The 15855-nt window shown below is 63.3% G+C and carries 13 protein-coding genes; 2 read left to right on the top strand and 11 right to left on the bottom strand.

What is annotated here, in order from left to right; all coding sequences use genetic code 11:
- Window positions 1-272: 272 nt before the first annotated feature.
- The 4 genes from A7A77_RS05295 to adh form a co-directional block, all read right to left on the bottom strand.
- Window positions 273-2501 carry a hybrid sensor histidine kinase/response regulator gene (locus tag A7A77_RS05295; protein WP_066554811.1) on the bottom strand — a complete coding sequence of 743 codons (2229 nt, stop codon included), beginning with the start codon at window positions 2499-2501 and terminating at the stop codon, window positions 273-275.
- On the bottom strand, window positions 2501-3589 hold the full coding sequence (locus A7A77_RS05290) for an FIST N-terminal domain-containing protein (RefSeq protein ID WP_066555444.1): 1089 nt from the start codon (window positions 3587-3589) through the stop codon (window positions 2501-2503). Before A7A77_RS05290 ends, A7A77_RS05295 begins: the two co-directional genes overlap by 1 nt.
- Before the next feature lie 214 nt (window positions 3590-3803).
- Window positions 3804-4214, bottom strand: a complete 411-nt coding sequence (locus tag A7A77_RS05285) for a DUF779 domain-containing protein (RefSeq protein WP_066554809.1) — start codon at window positions 4212-4214, stop codon at window positions 3804-3806.
- A 133-nt stretch (window positions 4215-4347) separates the two neighbouring features.
- Window positions 4348-5868, bottom strand: a complete 1521-nt coding sequence (adh, locus tag A7A77_RS05280) for an aldehyde dehydrogenase (RefSeq protein ID WP_066555443.1) — start codon at window positions 5866-5868, stop codon at window positions 4348-4350.
- Window positions 5869-6058: 190 nt separating this feature from the next.
- Between adh and A7A77_RS05275 the strand changes: the two genes are divergently transcribed.
- Together A7A77_RS05275 and A7A77_RS05270 are read left to right on the top strand one after the other, a co-directional pair.
- Window positions 6059-7303 (top strand): Zn-dependent hydrolase, encoded by a 1245-nt coding sequence (locus tag A7A77_RS05275; protein ID WP_156500438.1) that lies wholly within the window; start codon window positions 6059-6061, stop codon window positions 7301-7303.
- Window positions 7304-7399: 96 nt separating this feature from the next.
- Window positions 7400-8092 carry a hypothetical protein gene (locus A7A77_RS05270; protein ID WP_082835932.1) on the top strand — a complete coding sequence of 231 codons (693 nt, stop codon included), beginning with the start codon at window positions 7400-7402 and terminating at the stop codon, window positions 8090-8092.
- Between the two features lie 149 nt (window positions 8093-8241).
- Here A7A77_RS05270 and A7A77_RS05265 read toward each other — a convergent pair whose 3' ends face one another.
- The 7 genes from A7A77_RS05265 to A7A77_RS05240 form a co-directional block, all read right to left on the bottom strand.
- On the bottom strand, window positions 8242-9951 hold the full coding sequence (locus A7A77_RS05265; protein ID WP_066554803.1) for a flotillin family protein: 1710 nt from the start codon (window positions 9949-9951) through the stop codon (window positions 8242-8244).
- 13 nt (window positions 9952-9964) lie between these two features.
- Complete coding sequence (locus tag A7A77_RS05260) at window positions 9965-10591, bottom strand: OB-fold-containig protein (protein ID WP_066554800.1); 627 nt, start codon at window positions 10589-10591, stop codon at window positions 9965-9967.
- Window positions 10592-10692: 101 nt separating this feature from the next.
- Window positions 10693-12636, bottom strand: a complete 1944-nt coding sequence (gene asnB / locus A7A77_RS05255) for an asparagine synthase (glutamine-hydrolyzing) (RefSeq protein WP_066554797.1) — start codon at window positions 12634-12636, stop codon at window positions 10693-10695.
- A gap of 59 nt (window positions 12637-12695) precedes the next feature.
- Entirely contained in the window at window positions 12696-13793 is a 1098-nt protein-coding gene (locus tag A7A77_RS05250; RefSeq protein WP_245638399.1) for an aspartate/ornithine carbamoyltransferase family protein, read from the bottom strand.
- Complete coding sequence (locus A7A77_RS18450) at window positions 13790-13912, bottom strand: hypothetical protein (protein WP_281179986.1); 123 nt, start codon at window positions 13910-13912, stop codon at window positions 13790-13792. The genes A7A77_RS05250 and A7A77_RS18450 overlap by 4 nt, the downstream gene beginning before the upstream one ends.
- The gene (locus A7A77_RS05245) at window positions 13909-15333 is read right to left on the bottom strand and encodes a sodium:solute symporter family transporter (protein ID WP_066554792.1); all 1425 of its coding nucleotides are present in this window, start codon (window positions 15331-15333) and stop codon (window positions 13909-13911) included. The genes A7A77_RS18450 and A7A77_RS05245 overlap by 4 nt, the downstream gene beginning before the upstream one ends.
- Window positions 15326-15760 (bottom strand): hypothetical protein, encoded by a 435-nt coding sequence (locus A7A77_RS05240; RefSeq protein ID WP_156500437.1) that lies wholly within the window; start codon window positions 15758-15760, stop codon window positions 15326-15328. Before A7A77_RS05240 ends, A7A77_RS05245 begins: the two co-directional genes overlap by 8 nt.
- Between the last annotated feature and the right edge of the window lie 95 nt (window positions 15761-15855).

Genomic DNA, 15855 nt, shown 5'->3' with positions numbered 1-15855 from the left:
GGGCAGCTTTGCGTTAACCATGGAATCGGGCGGGATTGCGGCAGTCCGGTGCCGAAGCCATGAAAAATGCCGTTAGGTGGCGAAATGATTTTCCTACACCATGGCCGGGCATCACGATGTGCACGGCTCTTTCAAACCGTCCGTTTCAGGCCCCGTGGCAAGGGCAATGTGTCACCTGACGTCGCGAGTCTTCCGGCCCCGCATTCCTGCGCGGTTCGGCCCGTTCATGCGGGGTGACAGGGTGTCACCTTTGTCACCCAGTTTTCCAGTGCCTAACCGGTGAGATCCAGTTTCCTCAGGAAAGCGCGCAGCTGGGCAGGCTTCACCGGCTTGGTCAGCACCGGCAGCTCCTGCGCGGCAAGGCTCTGCTTCACTTCGTCGGTGCGGTCCGCGGTGATGACGATTGCCGGTAATGGCGCATCGGTGCATTTGCGCAGCCGGGCGATGGCCCGGTCTCCGGTCAGCCCGTCGTCCAGGTGATAGTCGGCGATAAGCAGGGCCGTGCCGTCCTTCACGCTGTTCACCACTTGCGGATCGTCGGGGTGGCTGCCGGTGACGACTTCCAGCCCCCAGTTTTCCAGCAGCACGCGCATCCCCTGCTGCACCTGCAGGTCGTTGTCGACGACAGTGACCGTGCCGCCCGCCGCACTCGCCGTCCGCCCCGTCGCCATGCCGCATTCCTCGCGCAGGGCAACCGGATCGGCACGCGGTACGCGGATCGTGAAAGTCGAACCTTCGTCGACTTGCGATTCCAGCGAGATATCGTGCCCCAGCATCACACCGGCCCGACGCACGATGGCAAGGCCTAGCCCCTTGCCCGGCGTCTTTTGCGTTTTTCTCAGGCGGCGGAATTCCTCGAAGATTTCCTCCTGCTTTTCAGGGGCGATGCCTGCGCCCGTGTCGGAGACGGAGATCGAGACAACATCGCCATCGACGCCGGCCGTGACTTTCACGCTGCCGCTATCGGTGTATCGGATGGCATTGGACACGAAGTTCTGCAGGATGCGGCGCAGCAGGCGCACGTCGCTTTTCACCCAGATGCCGGTCTCCGGAATTTCAAAACGCAGCCCGTCCTTGCGGGCCAGCGGCGCAAACTCGATCCGCAGGGCCGATAATATCCGGTCCAGCGCCAGCGGCTGCACCTCCGGCTGGATCGCGCCCGCATCAAGGCGGGATATCTCCAGCAGCGCTTCCAGCAGCTCCTCCACCGAATCGAGCGCCACCGCGCTTTGCCGGACAAGGCCGCGGTTGGTGGCCGCCAGCCGCCGTTCGGCCAGCGCCGAAACGAACAGGCGCGCGGCGTTCAGCGGTTGCAGCAGGTCGTGGCTGGCCGCCGCGATGAAGCTGGTCTTGGAACGATTGGCCTGTTCGGCATCGTTCTTCGCCTCGACCAGCTGGCGGTTCACTTCGCTGAGTTCGGCGGTGCGTTCCTCCACCCGCCGTTCCAGGGTTTCAGCCTGTTCGGTCAGGCTGCGCTGGAAACGGATGCGGTCGGTCACGTCGTCGAAGGCGTAGGCCATGCCCCCGCCCGACAGCGCGACGGAGCGGATCACGAAGTTGCGCCCATCCAGCATACAATCGGTGCTGATGCGCGGCCCCTTGCCGCTGCGCCATTCGATGGCATGGGCCTGATCCAGCCCGCGCTGCTTAATGCACCAGTCATTCAGCCGCTCGTGCGTGCCCAGCGCCTCGTGCAGGTTGTTGGTGATGCCCAGCATCCTGACCAGCGGTTCGTTCCACGCGATCAGGCGGCGTTCGTTGTCGAACAGGCAAGCCCCTTCGGACAGGGTATCGAGCGATGCCTGCAGCGCAAGGTTGCGGCTGGCCAGTTCGCGCGCGCGCTGCCGCGCATCCTCCGCCTTTACCGAGGTGATGTCGGTATAAATGCCGACAGTGCCGCCTTCGCTGGTGCGCAACTCGTTGATCTGCAGCCAGCGTCCGTCGGTAAGGAGCTGGACATGGGCACCCGATGCCTCCCGATGGCGAGCGACCCTTTCGCGCACCCATCGTTCGGGTGCGAGTTGCGAGCCCACGGTGCGTCCGCTCCGGGCGAGGCGTTCGGCAAGGTCGGTGAAGGTGGTGGTCTCGTCCACCCCGCCTTCGAACTCCGGCCATATCTTCAGAAATGCGCGGTTGAACATGATCAGCCGGTCGCTGGCATCGAAGATGGCGAACCCGTCGGACAGGCTTTCCACCGCATCGCGCAGACGCGCCCGCGCGGCATCGGCGTCCTCGTGCGCGGCGGTCAACCGGACATTGGTGTCGGCCAGCTTCTCCAGCGCCGCTTCCAGTTCGGCGGTGCGGTCACGCACCATCGTCTCCAGCGCGATGGCCTTTTCGAACATGGAATAGGAACCATCCATGTCGCTCGACCGCTCGACCCGGTCGATCAGCGCCTCGTTGATCTTTTCCAGCCTGCGCACCCGCTCACGCAGCACCTCCAGCTCCGCATCGCGCGGATCGCTGGCTGTCGCCGGGCTATCGGGCACTGCCTTCAACATCAGCGTCCCACCGCCAGTCCGGTGAAGGTCTGGTTCACATGCGCCGACCGGAACTGCTCGCCATAAGTGTTGAAGCCGACTACGCGCGCCTTGTCGTACAGTTCGGCGATCTCGCGCCCCAGCTGCCTGCTATCGCTGTCGATGCGGTTCAATACGCAATCGAAGGCGATGACATGGTCGACCTCACCCAACTTGCGGCGGACCTTGTCGAACATGCCCCGCATTTCCGCCATCCTGTTCTTCGCTTCGCCAATGGTCAGCACGACGCCGCGATCGATCGCGCAATAAAACGTAAGGCTGCCGTCCGGGTTCACCGACTGGATGGAGCGGACGTGATAGGCGCCACCGGTGCGCACCATCAGCGGATGGGTGGCGAAATAGGTCAGGTCCAGTTCCGCACCCGGATCGCCGATCAGCCGCAGATATTCCTCCGCCGCAGGCGCGGCATTGATCTCGAACACCGTGCGCGTCTCTGCATCGGCCTCTGTAATAACCATGCGCTGCGCGCCCGGTTCGTAGTAATTGGTCGAAAACACCTCGATCGGGCGGGACGAGGACAGGAGGCCGATAACCGCCGCATCGCGCCGGAACTTCCCGTCGAAGAATACACCGGTTTCGCGGAAGGCCAGGCCATCACCGCTCGATCCGCCGATCAGGTCGACATCGCCCAGCGCTTCCTGCGCCGTCATCGTCAGCAGTTCCTCTCTGTGGGAGAGCCCGTCGACAAGGAAGATCGCGACGTGGGACAGGTTCTCGCCAAGATCGTCCTGCGCTTTCCCGCGCGCCTTTGCCGCGAACTGGCGCACCGACTTGCGGGCCTCCTCCGGATCGAAACGATCGAGATCGCTGAACGAAACGAGCGACAGGTCGAACACGGAACGGGGAAAGCCGACGAAAACGATGCTGTCGTTGTCATAGCCGAGCGAACCGACCTCGCCCGCGCTGGTGCAGCCGAATAACAGGACATCGGGCAACCGTTCGGCCAGCGCGGCAGCCAGTGCCTCTCGCTCGTACCGATGGGAACAGAATACGAGCCCGCCCGCAAGCGGAACCGTGCCCACCGCTGCGGCGATCTCTCCGACCGCCATGGCCGGATCGCTGGCATGGGTCGATACGACGACGAGATCGCCGCCCCGCACATCGCTGCCAACTTGCGCATGGATTGCTTCCAACGCACCTCTCCTTCGGCTGCCCGCGATCACGAGCCGTGAAGGCCTGCGCCGCAAGTCTTGTCCTGTTCCGCGATCCTAGCAAGTCAGCCATTGGCGGCCAAGTGTGTCATGAATATCCCGAAAGCCGGCTTCAACCGGCCAGATCACTGCCGCGCACGGGTTGCCCCGTGGCATTCAGGGCCTCGACCTCCTCGTCGGTGAAAACGCGGCTGCGCACGATAAAGCGCACGCCTTCGGGTGCCTCAAGGCTCATGCCCGATCCGCGTCCGGGCACGACATCGATGGTGACTTGCGTGTGGCGCCAGTATTCGAACTGCGCTGCGCCGATCCAGACCGGCGTGTCTGCGACCAGCGTACCGAGCAGGATATCCTGCCCGCCGACACGGAACTCGCCGCGCGGGAAACACATCGGCGCGCTGCCATCGCAGCAACCGCCCGACTGGTGGAACATCAGCGGGCCGTGCATCCCGGTCAGCTTCCATATCCATTCCTCCGCCTCCGGTGTGGCGAGGATGCGGGCGGGGGCGGCGATCACGTTCATGCCCCCGATCCTACACCGCGCAGCGCAGACGCGCCAAGGCCGGGGCAGGCTTTCACCTGCCCCGGCCAGGGATGGCCTCGATACGTGCCGAAGCAGGTGCCGAGGTGGGAGGAGCGGTGCCCCGCTTCCGGCATCAGAAGAAGCCGAGAGCCTTCGGGCTGTAGCTGACCAGCATGTTCTTCGTCTGCTGGTAGTGTTCGAGCATCATCTTGTGGTTTTCGCGGCCGATGCCTGACTGCTTGTACCCGCCGAACGCGGCATGCGCCGGATAGAGGTGATAGCAGTTGGTCCACACGCGGCCCGCCTGGACGGCGCGACCAAAGCGATAGCAGGTGTTGGCATCGCGGCTCCACACCCCGGCGCCCAGGCCATAGAGCGTGTCGTTGGCGATCGAGAGCGCTTCCTCGTCGGACGAGAACTTGGTCACGGCAAGAACCGGGCCGAAGATCTCTTCCTGGAACACGCGCATCTTGTTGTGCCCTTCGAGCACCGTCGGCTGCACGTAATATCCCTCGGCCAGTTCGCCTTCCTGCATGAAGCGACCGCCGCCGGCCAGCACGTTGGCGCCTTCGTCCTTGCCGATGCCGATGTACGAAAGGATCTTTTCGAGCTGGTCGTTCGAAGCCTGCGCGCCGACCATCGTCGAGGGGTCGAGCGGGCTGCCCAGCTTCATCGCATTCACTCGGGCGATCGCTTTTTCCATGAACGCGTCGTAGATCGATTCATGCACCAGCGCGCGGCTGGGGCAGGTACAAACCTCGCCCGAGTTCAGGCCGAACATGGCAAAACCTTCGAGCGCCTTGTCCAGATAGTCGTCGTCTTCGCGCATCACGTCGGCGAAGAAGATGTTCGGGCTCTTGCCGCCCAGTTCCAGCGTGCAGGGGATCAGGTTTTCCGAAGCATACTGCATGATCAGGCGACCGGTCGTCGTCTCGCCGGTAAAGGCGATCTTCGCGATCCGCTTGTTCGATGCCAGCGGCTTACCCGCCTCGACGCCAAAGCCGTTGACGACGTTGAGCACGCCTTCGGGCAGCAGGTCGCCGATCAGTTCCATCAACACCATGATCGACATCGGGGTCTGTTCGGCAGGCTTCAGCACGATGCAGTTACCCGCAGCGAGCGCCGGTGCCAGCTTCCACACGGCCATCAGCAGCGGGAAGTTCCACGGGATGATCTGGCCGACGACACCCAGCGGTTCGTGGAAGTGATAGGCCACGGTGTCGTGGTCGATTTCAGAAATCGAGCCTTCCTGCGCCCGCAGGCAGCCTGCGAAATAGCGGAAGTGGTCGACACCCAGCGGAAGGTCCGCCGCGGTCGTTTCGCGGATCGGCTTGCCGTTGTCGATGGTTTCCACCAGCGCCAGCATGTCGAGGTTGTCCTCCATGCGCTGCGCGATCTTGTTGAGGATGTTCGCACGCTCGGTGGTCGAGGTACGGCCCCATGCATCCTTCGCCTTGTGCGCGGCATCCAGCGCCAGCTCGATGTCCTCGGCCGTGCCGCGGGCCACTTGGCACACGGGCTTGCCGGTCACCGGCGAAATGTTGTCGAAGTACTGCCCCTTCACGGGTGCGACCCACTTGCCGCCGATGAAGTTGTCGAAACGGTCGCGGATAAGCGACTGACCGCTGAACTTGCTGAGCGCCTGTTCCAGCATCTTGAATTCCTCCTCTCGCCAAAGACGTTCGAGAAGGACAATGCTCTCCCAGCCAACGCGCGCCAATTATACCTTGGGTCGATAAGAGGCATGGCAACGCGGCGGGCTGGGCACCGGCCACGACGGGCCCGCGCTTGCCCCCGTGCCATGAAAGCCTATGTTCCCTGGCGAGATAACAGCAGGAGAAACCGTGCCCCAGATCGACATCGGACGTATCGAGCGGGATATCAACGCCATCGCGCAATTCGGCTTCAACGAGGCCGATCGCGGCGTATATCGCCAGGGCTTCAGTGAAGAGGACATGGCCGCCCGCCAGTGGCTGCGCGACCGGTTCGCCGAACTGGGCATGACCCACCGGCTGGACGGGGCGGGCAATGTCATCGGACGCTGGGGACCGGACGACAAGCCGGCGATCATGATTGCATCGCATCTCGATTCCGTGCCCGCCGGCGGCATTTTCGACGGTGTGCTGGGCGTCGTTGCGGGCCTTGAGGTCGTGCGCGCCATGCGCGAATCGGGCATCGAACCGGCTTTCCCGATTGAGGTCATCGGGACGAGCGAGGAGGAGGGCCGGTTCGGCGGCATGCTGGGCGCGCAGGCGATGACCGGCAAACTGACCCGCGAATGGCTGGACACGGCCAAGGACGAACACGGCTTCGCGCTGAAGGACGCGATGAAGCAGGCCGGACTGGAACCTTATGATGCGCTTCACGCCTATCGCCGCCCGGACGAGATCCATGCCTTCCTTGAAATCCACGTCGAACAGGGGCCGGTGCTGGACATGGAAAAAACGACGATCGGCATCGTCGAGGGGATTTCGGGTGTCTTCAAGTGGAACTGCCGCCTGATCGGCAAGGCAGACCACGCCGGCACCGCGCCGATGAACATGCGGGCCGACGCGCTGATGGGCATGGCCGACTTCGCGCACGAGATCAGCCGGATCATCGACGAACACGGCACGGACAAGAGCCGCATCACCATCGGCCATGTCGCCTGCAAGCCGGGTTTCCCGCACACCGTCCCCGGCGAAGTCGATTTCACCATCGTCGGCCGCGACCTGGACGAAGGCGTGATGGAAGCACTGGCCGAGGCTTGCGAGCGCGTGCTCTCCTCGATCGCGCGGCGGCACAAGCTGCGCTTCGAGTATGAACAGATGAGCTGGCTGAAGCCTGCCTATTGCGATGCCGAGTTGATGGCCCTGCTGGAAGACAAGGCCAAGGCGCTGGACCTGTCATACAAGATCATGCCGTCTGGCGCTGGGCATGACGTGCAGTTCTTCTGCAACCACGCCAAGGCAGCGATGTTCTTCGTACCCTCCGTCGGCGGCGTCAGCCACGCGCCCGACGAATGGACGCACTGGTCGGACATCGAGCGCGGCTGCCAGTTGCTGCTGGAAGCGGTGATGGAACTGGCGGTGGAACAGGTACTCGCCTGATACAAAAACAAGCCCCGCCGGTTAATGCGGCAGACAGGAAATCGCGCCTAACCCATCGGCAAGGGGGTCGGGACACCTTTGCGACAGGTGTAATCGATGGCGACCCGTGCCCTGCTTCCCCTTTTCCTGATTATCTTTTCAGCCATGTCCGTGCCTGCCTTTGCGCAGCCCGGCGGATGGGGTCCCCCGCCCGGCAACTCTTACGGAAGCCGCCTCGAGCGCGACGCCCGCAGCGGACCTGACCCGCGCGAAGGACGAGTCGAAGCAGAGAGGTTCGTTGCCGACCACGCAGAGGCGCTTGGCCATGGCACCATGCGCATCGTCTCTCTGCCCGGCGGCAACGACGATGCGATGACCGCCGCCATTGTCGAGGCCGCGCTGGTCGATCAACTCGTGCGCGCCGGATATGACACGATGTCACCTGCTGACGAAGGCTCGCAAGTACTCGAAGTCCGCGTAATCCGCGATGTCCTGACCCCGGCGGAAGCGAAGAAGAAACCGGTCAGCGGCGAGATGACCGTCGGCGTCTCCAACCGCGGCTCGATGATGGGCATGGCCGTCGCGGTCGACCTCAGCGATCCGAAGAAGGCCCTGCTCTCGACCCGCATGGAACTGCGCATCCGCGAACGCGTCGACGGGCCGGTCCTGTGGGAAGGCCGCGCCATGCTGGCCAGCCGCGACGAAGACGAGAACTGGAACGAAGCTACAATCGCCAACCGCCTCGCCGCCGCGCTGTTCGAAGGTTTTCCGGCCTCAGCCCAGCGTGTAACGATCCGCGAGGCGGATTGAGTGAGGCACGCGGCCCCGTTTCAGTCGATCACACACCGGCGGCCAAATCCACGATCTGCCTGCAAGTCAGCCGTTCGTAGTGCAAGATGAGGCGGCGCAGCACCTCCGTCGTCATCGCCGCCCCTGCATGACTGCTGCCAGACATCGCGTCAGGAGGCTTCGGCTTCCTCGGCATCATCGATGTCCAGTTCGGTCTTTTCGGGCTCCGAAACCGGCGCTCTCTTCGAAACGTCGCTCACGACACCAGCCTTGGCCAGCCCTTCCAGCGAACCGCCGTCGAGGCCGAGTTCCTTCATCAACCCGTCTATGACCGGCGCCTGCGCGCGATAGGATAGCGCCGCACTCAACGCATCGCTGGCGAGGTTGCCGCCGCCCGGACCTGCCGCGACCGGCTTGCCGTCGGTGCCGCGGGCACCGGTGATGCCGTCGACCTGCACGATCTTGATCGAATCGATCGCTTCCAGCGGCTTCGCGCTTTCACGTACGAGGTCTGGCAGGACCTTGAGCAGCGCGAGCTTGGTCTGCAGCGAAACCTGGCTGTTGGACAGGATGTTCGCAGCCTCGTTCACCGCGCGCTGACCGGCAGCCTCGACTTCGAAGCGGACGCGATCGGCTTCGGCGCGAAGCTTCTCGGCCTCGGCCTCACCCTCTGCTTCAAGACGCGCGGCTTCGGCGCGGTTGCGGGCGGCGTCGCGCTCGGCCTCGGCCTCGACCTTCACCTTGATCGCGTCGCGTTCGGCAATCTTGGCCGCCTCGATCAGCTGGATACGCTTGTCACGCTCTGCCACTTCGGTCTCGCGGCTGGTGACGACCGATTCCTCGGCAGCCACCGCCTTAGCACGGGCCTCATCGGCATCGGCCTTGGCCTGGCTTTCCTCGCGGCTCTTGTTCTGGACCGCGATCTGCTGTTCCTGACGCGCGATCTCGAGAGCGCGCTGCTGGTCGATGCGAGCTTCCTCGACAAGGCGGTCAGCCTCGATCTGCTGGGCATCGACCTGCTTCTTCGCCTCGATCCGCGCGGCATCGGCCTCGCGGTTGCGCTCTGCCTGTTCGCGCGCGATTTCCGCGGCCTGACCCGCGCGGCGCACTTCGACCTCGCGCTCCTGCTCAAGCCGGGCATATTCCTGATCGCGCCCGATCTCGAAAGAACGCTGCGCCGCCTCCAGATTCTTGGTCTCCATCTGGACGCGGGTGTCCTGTTCGATATCGTTGCGAAGCTTCTTGCGCGCCTCGATCTGCTCGGTCAGCTTGGTCAGACCCTCGGCGTCAAAGGCGTTGTTGGCGTTGAAATGCTCGATGCTCGTCTGGTCGAGACCGGTGAGCGAGACCGATTCCAGTTCAAGCCCATTCATCGCAAGGTCATTCGACGACACCTGCTGCACCTTCTGGACAAAGTCGGCGCGCTGTTCGTGCAGTTCGTTCATCGTCATCCCAGCAGCGACAGAGCGCAGCGCATCCACGAACTTGCCTTCGACAAGGTCCTTCAGCGCCTCGGGATGCATGGTGCGCTCGCCCAGCGTCTGCGCGGCCATGGCGATGGCGTTGGCATCGGGCCGGACGCGGACGTAGAATTCGGCCTTCACGTCGATGCGCAGACGGTCAAGCGTGATCAGCGCGTCCTGGTTCTTGCGTTCGACCGCGAGGCGCACCGTGTTCATGTTCACCGGCATCGTTTCGTGCAGTACGGGCAGAACCAGCGCGCCGCCGTTCATCACGACCTTCTCGCCCCCGAAACCGGTGCGGACGAAGCCAACCTGCTTGGTCGCGCGGCGATAGAGCCGGGTGATGGTGAAAGCGATGATGAGCAGGACGGCGAGAACCGTGCCCGCGTAGATGGCAATCGTGATCAACTGATCCATGTGCGTACCCCCTTTAATACGTCAGCCGGAACGGTTCGGAACCGCCGATGGCAAAGAAAAGCTGTTCGTCGCGGCGGACGAGCATGACCTCGTCGCCCTCGATGAATTCGGATGCGTCCTCGTGCGGTTCGACCATCACGTTGTGCGCCTGACCGAACCGGTCGGTGACTTGCGCGCGCGCAGGACTGCCGCGCCGCGCGGTGCCGATCGAGATGGTACCGCGCCGGCCGAGCAGCTCATCGACCGACACGGCCGTCGTTTCGTCATGCGGCCAGATCCGGCCCAGAGGCCGTGCGAGCAGCGCCGTCACCGGCAAGCCGACGACGAACCCGATGGCCGCCGCACCTGCAGCCGGCAGCGGCGCGCCGAGCAGAGCGTCGAGCAATTCCTGTAGCGACAGGCCGAGCAGCCCGAAGAAGGCGCAGAACAGCGCGAGCCAGGCCACGAGCGGCAGCCTGTCCAGCCCGACGATGCTGGCAAGTCCACCAACTACATCGGCGGCGTGAGCCCCTTCGACATCGACGTCACCATCGAAATCAGGCCCGAAATCGCCCAGTCCGACCAGTTGAACGACGAGCAGCAATATAAGAAACGCCAACGCCACCGCGAACGGCGTGTTGTGTGGCGCAAGAATATCCATTTCCAACCCCTTTCCCTGATTGGAAAGATGGCAGGAAATTGTTGCATTTCATACGATAATCGGACGATCCAACGTCGATTTTCGACGCTGAACGCGAGCGATCACCCCTCGATCAGCTCGTCGATCGCATGCAGCGCGATGGCGTGGTTCAGGATGATGTCCTTGCGCGTATTCTGCGCATGGTCGTCGCTCTTGCGGTAATCCTCGATCGAGGCGCGCAGCTTGGCCTCGTCGAAAATGCCGTGCTCCGCGATCTCAGCGCTCGACAGCCACTTTTCGATCAGTTTGTCGATCTCGGCCGTCTTTTCCTTATCGGTATGCGCAGGCGGGGCCATGAACGCGAACTTCTCGCGCTTGTACAGCACTTCGGGAAGGACGTGCTTCATCGCCTCGCGCACGACCCACTTCTCGATACCGTCGCGGATACGGACATGGGGCGGGATGCGCAGGGCCAGTTCGGCAACGTGGTGGTCAAGGAAGGCCGGGCGGCTTTCGAGGGAGTTCGCCATGTCGACACGGTCGCCGCCCCAGTTGAGAATCTGGCCTTCCAGCATCGTCTTGATCCACGAATACTGGACCTTGTCGAGCACGTGACGCCCGTCGAGCATCTCGCGATCGAGACTGTAGGCGATGGCCGCCACCGGATCGTAGTCGCCCAGCTTGGCCTTGAACTCGTCCGACAGCAGCGGCTTCACCCGTTCGAGCACCAGCATCCACGGCTGGATCCAGCTGGGCGTGAAGCCCATGACTTCCTCGAACGCGGGGTGGCTGATCTGCTTTTCGGCCAGCACCGAACCGGAGAAGATCGCATTGCGCTTCTTCATGTCCTCGCCCGCCGCGGTTTCGGCATAAGCGGGATCGTGCAGGAAGTAGTCGGCCTTGAACTGGGCATAGCCGCCGAACAGCTCGTCGCTGCCTTCGCCCGTGATGACCACCTTGTAGCCAACCTTTCGCACGTGCTCGCTCATCAGCATCTTAGCGACGCCCAGCGTGTTGTAGAACGTGCGTTCGGAGTAATAGACCGCCTTCTCGAAATTCTCGCCGTAGAGATCGACGGCCTTGATCTTCAGGATGTCCTGATCCGCGCCGACCATCTCGGCCATCTCTGTCGCGATGTGCGCCTCGTCGTACCGATCGTCGTCGAAGCTGATGGTGAAGGCCTTCACCGGCGACTGCTGGATCGCGGCGGCCATGCCGAGGATCGAACAGCTGTCGATCCCGCCCGAAAGATAGCAGGCGACCGGCACGTCGGCCTCCAGCCGAAGGGTGATCGATTCCACCAGCGCGCGGCGCACGTTCTCGATATGCTCTTCATCGGGCAGGTCGTCGTGCTCGCCTTCCAGCGGGAACTCCGCGTCCCAGTAGCGGCGCTCTTCCACCTCGTAATCGTCGCCTTTCCGGCTGACGATCAGCATATGGCCGGGCTTCAGCGCGTGGATGTCCTCGAACAGGGTCATGCCCGGCACCATCACCTGCATCATCTGGTGCAGCTGCGCCTTGGGGCAGACGGTGCGCGGCACATCGGGGTGGGCGAGCATCGCCTTGATCTCGCTGCCCCAGAAGAAGCCCTTCTCACCCTTGTGGAAATAGAGCGGGCGAATGCCGAAACGGTCGCGCACGATGATCAGCTGCTGCTTCTTTTCATCGAACAGCGCGAACGCGAACTCGCCGCGCAGGTGGTGGACGAAATCCAGCCCGTGCTTGTCGTAAAGCTTCATCGCGATCTCGGAATCCGATCGCGTGTTGAACCAGTACCCGTCGGTCCGAAGAATGCCGCGAATGCGTTTGTAGTCGTAGAACTCGCCGTTGACCGTCAGCTTCAGGTGCGCCGTCCCGTCATCCTCGCGCCCGTGGATTGGCTGCGTCCCGCTGTCCAGTCCGATGATCGACAGGCGCGTGTGGATCATGGCGAGGCCGTTTTCCGGATCGTGCAGGAAACCGCGCCCGTCCGGCCCGCGATGAACCATGCGGTCGGCCATGGCCTCGGTATGGGCCTGCGTCTTGTCGTCGTAGTGGGGGCTCCACAGCCCGGCGATGCCACACATGGTTCGGTTCGTTTCCTGTCAGTCTAAAGGCCGCTGGGGCAATGAATTCAGGCGGAGATTCAGGCGATGAACTCTCTGGGCACGACATTGCGCACGCGCCCGAAAATGGCGAGCAGGAGCGCCTGACGCATCCAGACCGCGCCGTCCGCCTGATTGAAGTATAGGTTGTGCTGCGTATCATCGAGATCGGTGGACAGCTCGTCACCGCGCGCCAGCGGATGCAGGATCACCGTGTCCGGCTTCAACTGGCGTTCCTTCGACAAAGAGAACGAATCGCCGAAAAAGCGGTAGCCATCGCCAAGGAACGCGATGGCGTTCATGTAGACTACGTCGAGATACTCGAGGCTCTGTTCCAGATTGCGCGAGAAATCGATCCCGATCGGGCTGCCGTTCGTCATCTCGCGGATTTCGTCACCCAGCGGATCGGCCATTTCCGAAAATATCGTGATGTGATTGATATTTTCATGGAACAGCAGCGCAAGGGTGAGGAAGCTTTTCACCGTACGCATGTTTCCAGGCGTGCCGATAATGCCGAGGTTCAGGCGGAACTTTTCCGGCAACTTGCCGAATGCCAGTTCGGGCCGCCACTTCATCAGCGCGTACCAGTCGGCCAGCGCCTGCGTCGGGTGTTCATCCGATCCGTTGCCGCCGTTGATCAGCGGGATGCGCAGGTATTCGCACAAGTCCTGCACCGATTCCTGCGCCGTGTGCCGCATGACCACGACATCGGCATAGGAATTGAACATCTGCCCGATGTCGCGCATCGATTCGCCCTTGGCGACGCCGGTGGTCTTGGCATCGGCCACCGACAGCGTCTTGCCGCCAACATGCAGCATCGCGCTTTCGAAGCTGAGGCGCGTGCGCGTGCTGGGTTCGAAGAAGGCAGCGGCAAGGATCTTGTCCTCCAGCGCGCGGCCAGCCTCGAACTTGCGCAATTGCATGTAGGCGGCAAGCTTCGCCACCTCTCGCAAAAGCGGCAGGTCGAACTGCGCTGCAGACAGGATCGAGGCGTCGTGCAACCGGTCCAGCTGTTCAAGGTCCAGCTTGGGCGACTGTTCGATCAGCTTTTGCGGATCGGGGCAATTGCCCAGCCGGCCGGACTTGCGCAGCGGATCGGCGGTGTGATCGACCTGGCTTGCGGGAAGGATGGCGTTCACCAGATCTCTCCCGATTTTCCGTCACGCAGCAGCATGACGGCAAGGCCGATGCCCGAAACCGCACACCAGACGAGCGATCCGTAGATCAGCACTTCGAGGAATCCCGGGGAAAAGGTCATGCGTCCTCCTTGAGAACGGTCCAGTCGAACCGGCTCTTGCCCAACGCGGTGGCACCCAGCACCCAGATCATCGAAACGGCCGTTGCGATCAGCGTCGCGACGTACCAGCCGATGGCAAAGTAGCAGAAAAGTCCGACACCTGCACCCAGCACCATCGCGCCGACCGCGCCGGCGGTATTCGCTCGGCGCCAATAGAGCCCGGCGACGATCGGCCAGATCATCGATCCGACCAGCGGCCCGGCGAAAAACAGAACCGTTGCCAGCGTGCCGATGCGCGGCAGGCAGACCAGCCATGTCAGCAGGCCAAGGCCCAGCGTGATCCACTGCGCCGCTTTCTTCAGCGTCTCCACACTGGCCTGCGGATGCATCAGGCGGCGCCAGATATCCTCTGTCACGAGGTCCGATGTGGCGGCGAGGAGGCTGTCGATACTGGAGGCGAGTGAACAGAACACGACGATGAAAATGGCGACTGCCCCCATCGTTCCCAATACTTCGGCAACAACCAGCGGCCCCACCATGTCGGCACTGGGCACGGCAACGCCCAATGCGCCGGATGCCAGCGCGATGAAACCGGCGGCGACCGGGATCGGCAGCCAGACCAGCCCGCCCAACAGGAAAGCCTTGGAGGCAACGCTGTCGCGAAAGGCAAAGGCGCGGCTCCACCACACGTTGTTGTGGAACACCTCGCCCAGACCGAAGAGCAGGTTGTTGAAGATCGCCATGATCGCTGCGGGAAACAGCACGTCGAGCAGCGCTGGCTTCGTCGCGGTGAGGTTCGCGTGGATTTCAGCCACCGACACGTTTTGCAGCACGGCAAAACCGGTGACAGCGATGCCCACGATGATGACGAGCGACTGGATGAAGTCCGTCCCGATCACCGCCGTCAGCCCGCCACGCATCGTGTAGATGACGCAGACGCCAAGGATGACGCTCATCCCCCAGACATAGTCGATGCCGGCCAGCGCCTCCAGCAGGATGCCGCCCGCCATCGCCATGGAAACCAGCCATGTCAGCGAATAGAACAGTGTGAAGACAAGGAAGATCGCCCAGGCGACGCGGCCGTAACGCAAGCGGAAGAAGTCCCCGCTGGTATAACCGTTCGGCATCAACTGGCGGATGCGCTTTGCCATCGGGGCGAACAGCATCAGGCCGAATGCAGCCGTGGAGTAAGCCAGCATGCCCCAGATGCCGAGTTGCAGCGCGAATTGCGGCGCGAGCATCGTGGTATTGGACGTGATCCACGTTGCCGCCGCCGTCGCCGTGCCCAGCGCAAGGCCGACGTTGCGACCGGCAAGGGCGTGATCCTCGAAACTCTTGTTCCGGCGGCCCCAGTATATGCCAAGGCCGATCCACAAGGCGCTGAACGCGGCCAGCAGGATCCAGCCCACGGTGGGATCAAGAAAGACCTTGCTCTCAGTCATCGCGCGCACCCCGCAGGATCGCGCCGACAGTCAACAGGAAAACGATGGCGCCGATTGCCGCCAGCAACAGCGCCTGCGTCAGCGACTGGTGCCTGACTTCGACGACGAGCGGCTGGGCCTGCGCCCCGTCTGCACCGGTGAGGTCCAGCCGGTAGTCGCCTTCGGCAAGGCCGGAAAGGAACAGCGTATCGCCGCTGCCGCGATAGATGTCGCGGGCCGCTTCGCCGTCCTTGGTGAGGGTCAGGAGAACCTCGTCCCCGCCCGTCCACGCAACGGCGACCTGCCCGCTGTCGCTGGTTACCGGTCCGGGATCCGTGAATGCGGGGGCCGCATGGGCCGCCATGGGCGCGCACAGCGCGCAGGCGAGAAGGATCTTCGCAGCGAGAACACGCATGGAGAAGATCGGCCGGTCACATGCCCCCTGCATGCCCGGCCCGCTGGCGCTATTGGCGCCCAGCCGATTGCTTCGGTTACGAAAAAAGATCTGTCCTTGCCTGTCCTGCCGGCCGAACTGCCGGTTCC

Origin of the sequence: Croceicoccus bisphenolivorans (genome assembly GCF_001634625.1) — a bacterium.
GTDB lineage: Bacteria > Pseudomonadota > Alphaproteobacteria > Sphingomonadales > Sphingomonadaceae > Croceicoccus > Croceicoccus bisphenolivorans.
Note: the sequence above shows the minus strand (reverse complement) of the source record. Positions and strands in the feature narration are given on the sequence as shown.

Excerpts from the sequence above, each read along its gene's own strand:
- A7A77_RS05240 (WP_156500437.1), bottom strand. The coding sequence starts at position 15,760 with ATGCAGGGGGCATGTGACCGGCCGATCTTCTCCATGCGTGTTCTCGCT.
- A7A77_RS05270 (WP_082835932.1), top strand. The coding sequence starts at position 7,400 with ATGGCGACCCGTGCCCTGCTTCCCCTTTTCCTGATTATCTTTTCAGCC.
- A7A77_RS18450 (WP_281179986.1), bottom strand. The coding sequence starts at position 13,912 with ATGACCTTTTCCCCGGGATTCCTCGAAGTGCTGATCTACGGATCGCTC.
- A7A77_RS05265 (WP_066554803.1), bottom strand. The coding sequence starts at position 9,951 with ATGGATCAGTTGATCACGATTGCCATCTACGCGGGCACGGTTCTCGCC.
- A7A77_RS05290 (WP_066555444.1), bottom strand. The coding sequence starts at position 3,589 with ATGGCGGTCGGAGAGATCGCCGCAGCGGTGGGCACGGTTCCGCTTGCG.
- asnB (WP_066554797.1), bottom strand. The coding sequence starts at position 12,636 with ATGTGTGGCATCGCCGGGCTGTGGAGCCCCCACTACGACGACAAGACG.
- A7A77_RS05245 (WP_066554792.1), bottom strand. The coding sequence starts at position 15,333 with ATGACTGAGAGCAAGGTCTTTCTTGATCCCACCGTGGGCTGGATCCTG.
- A7A77_RS05260 (WP_066554800.1), bottom strand. The coding sequence starts at position 10,591 with ATGGATATTCTTGCGCCACACAACACGCCGTTCGCGGTGGCGTTGGCG.
- adh (WP_066555443.1), bottom strand. The coding sequence starts at position 5,868 with ATGCTGGAACAGGCGCTCAGCAAGTTCAGCGGTCAGTCGCTTATCCGC.
- A7A77_RS05295 (WP_066554811.1), bottom strand. The coding sequence starts at position 2,501 with ATGTTGAAGGCAGTGCCCGATAGCCCGGCGACAGCCAGCGATCCGCGC.
- A7A77_RS05285 (WP_066554809.1), bottom strand. The coding sequence starts at position 4,214 with ATGAACGTGATCGCCGCCCCCGCCCGCATCCTCGCCACACCGGAGGCG.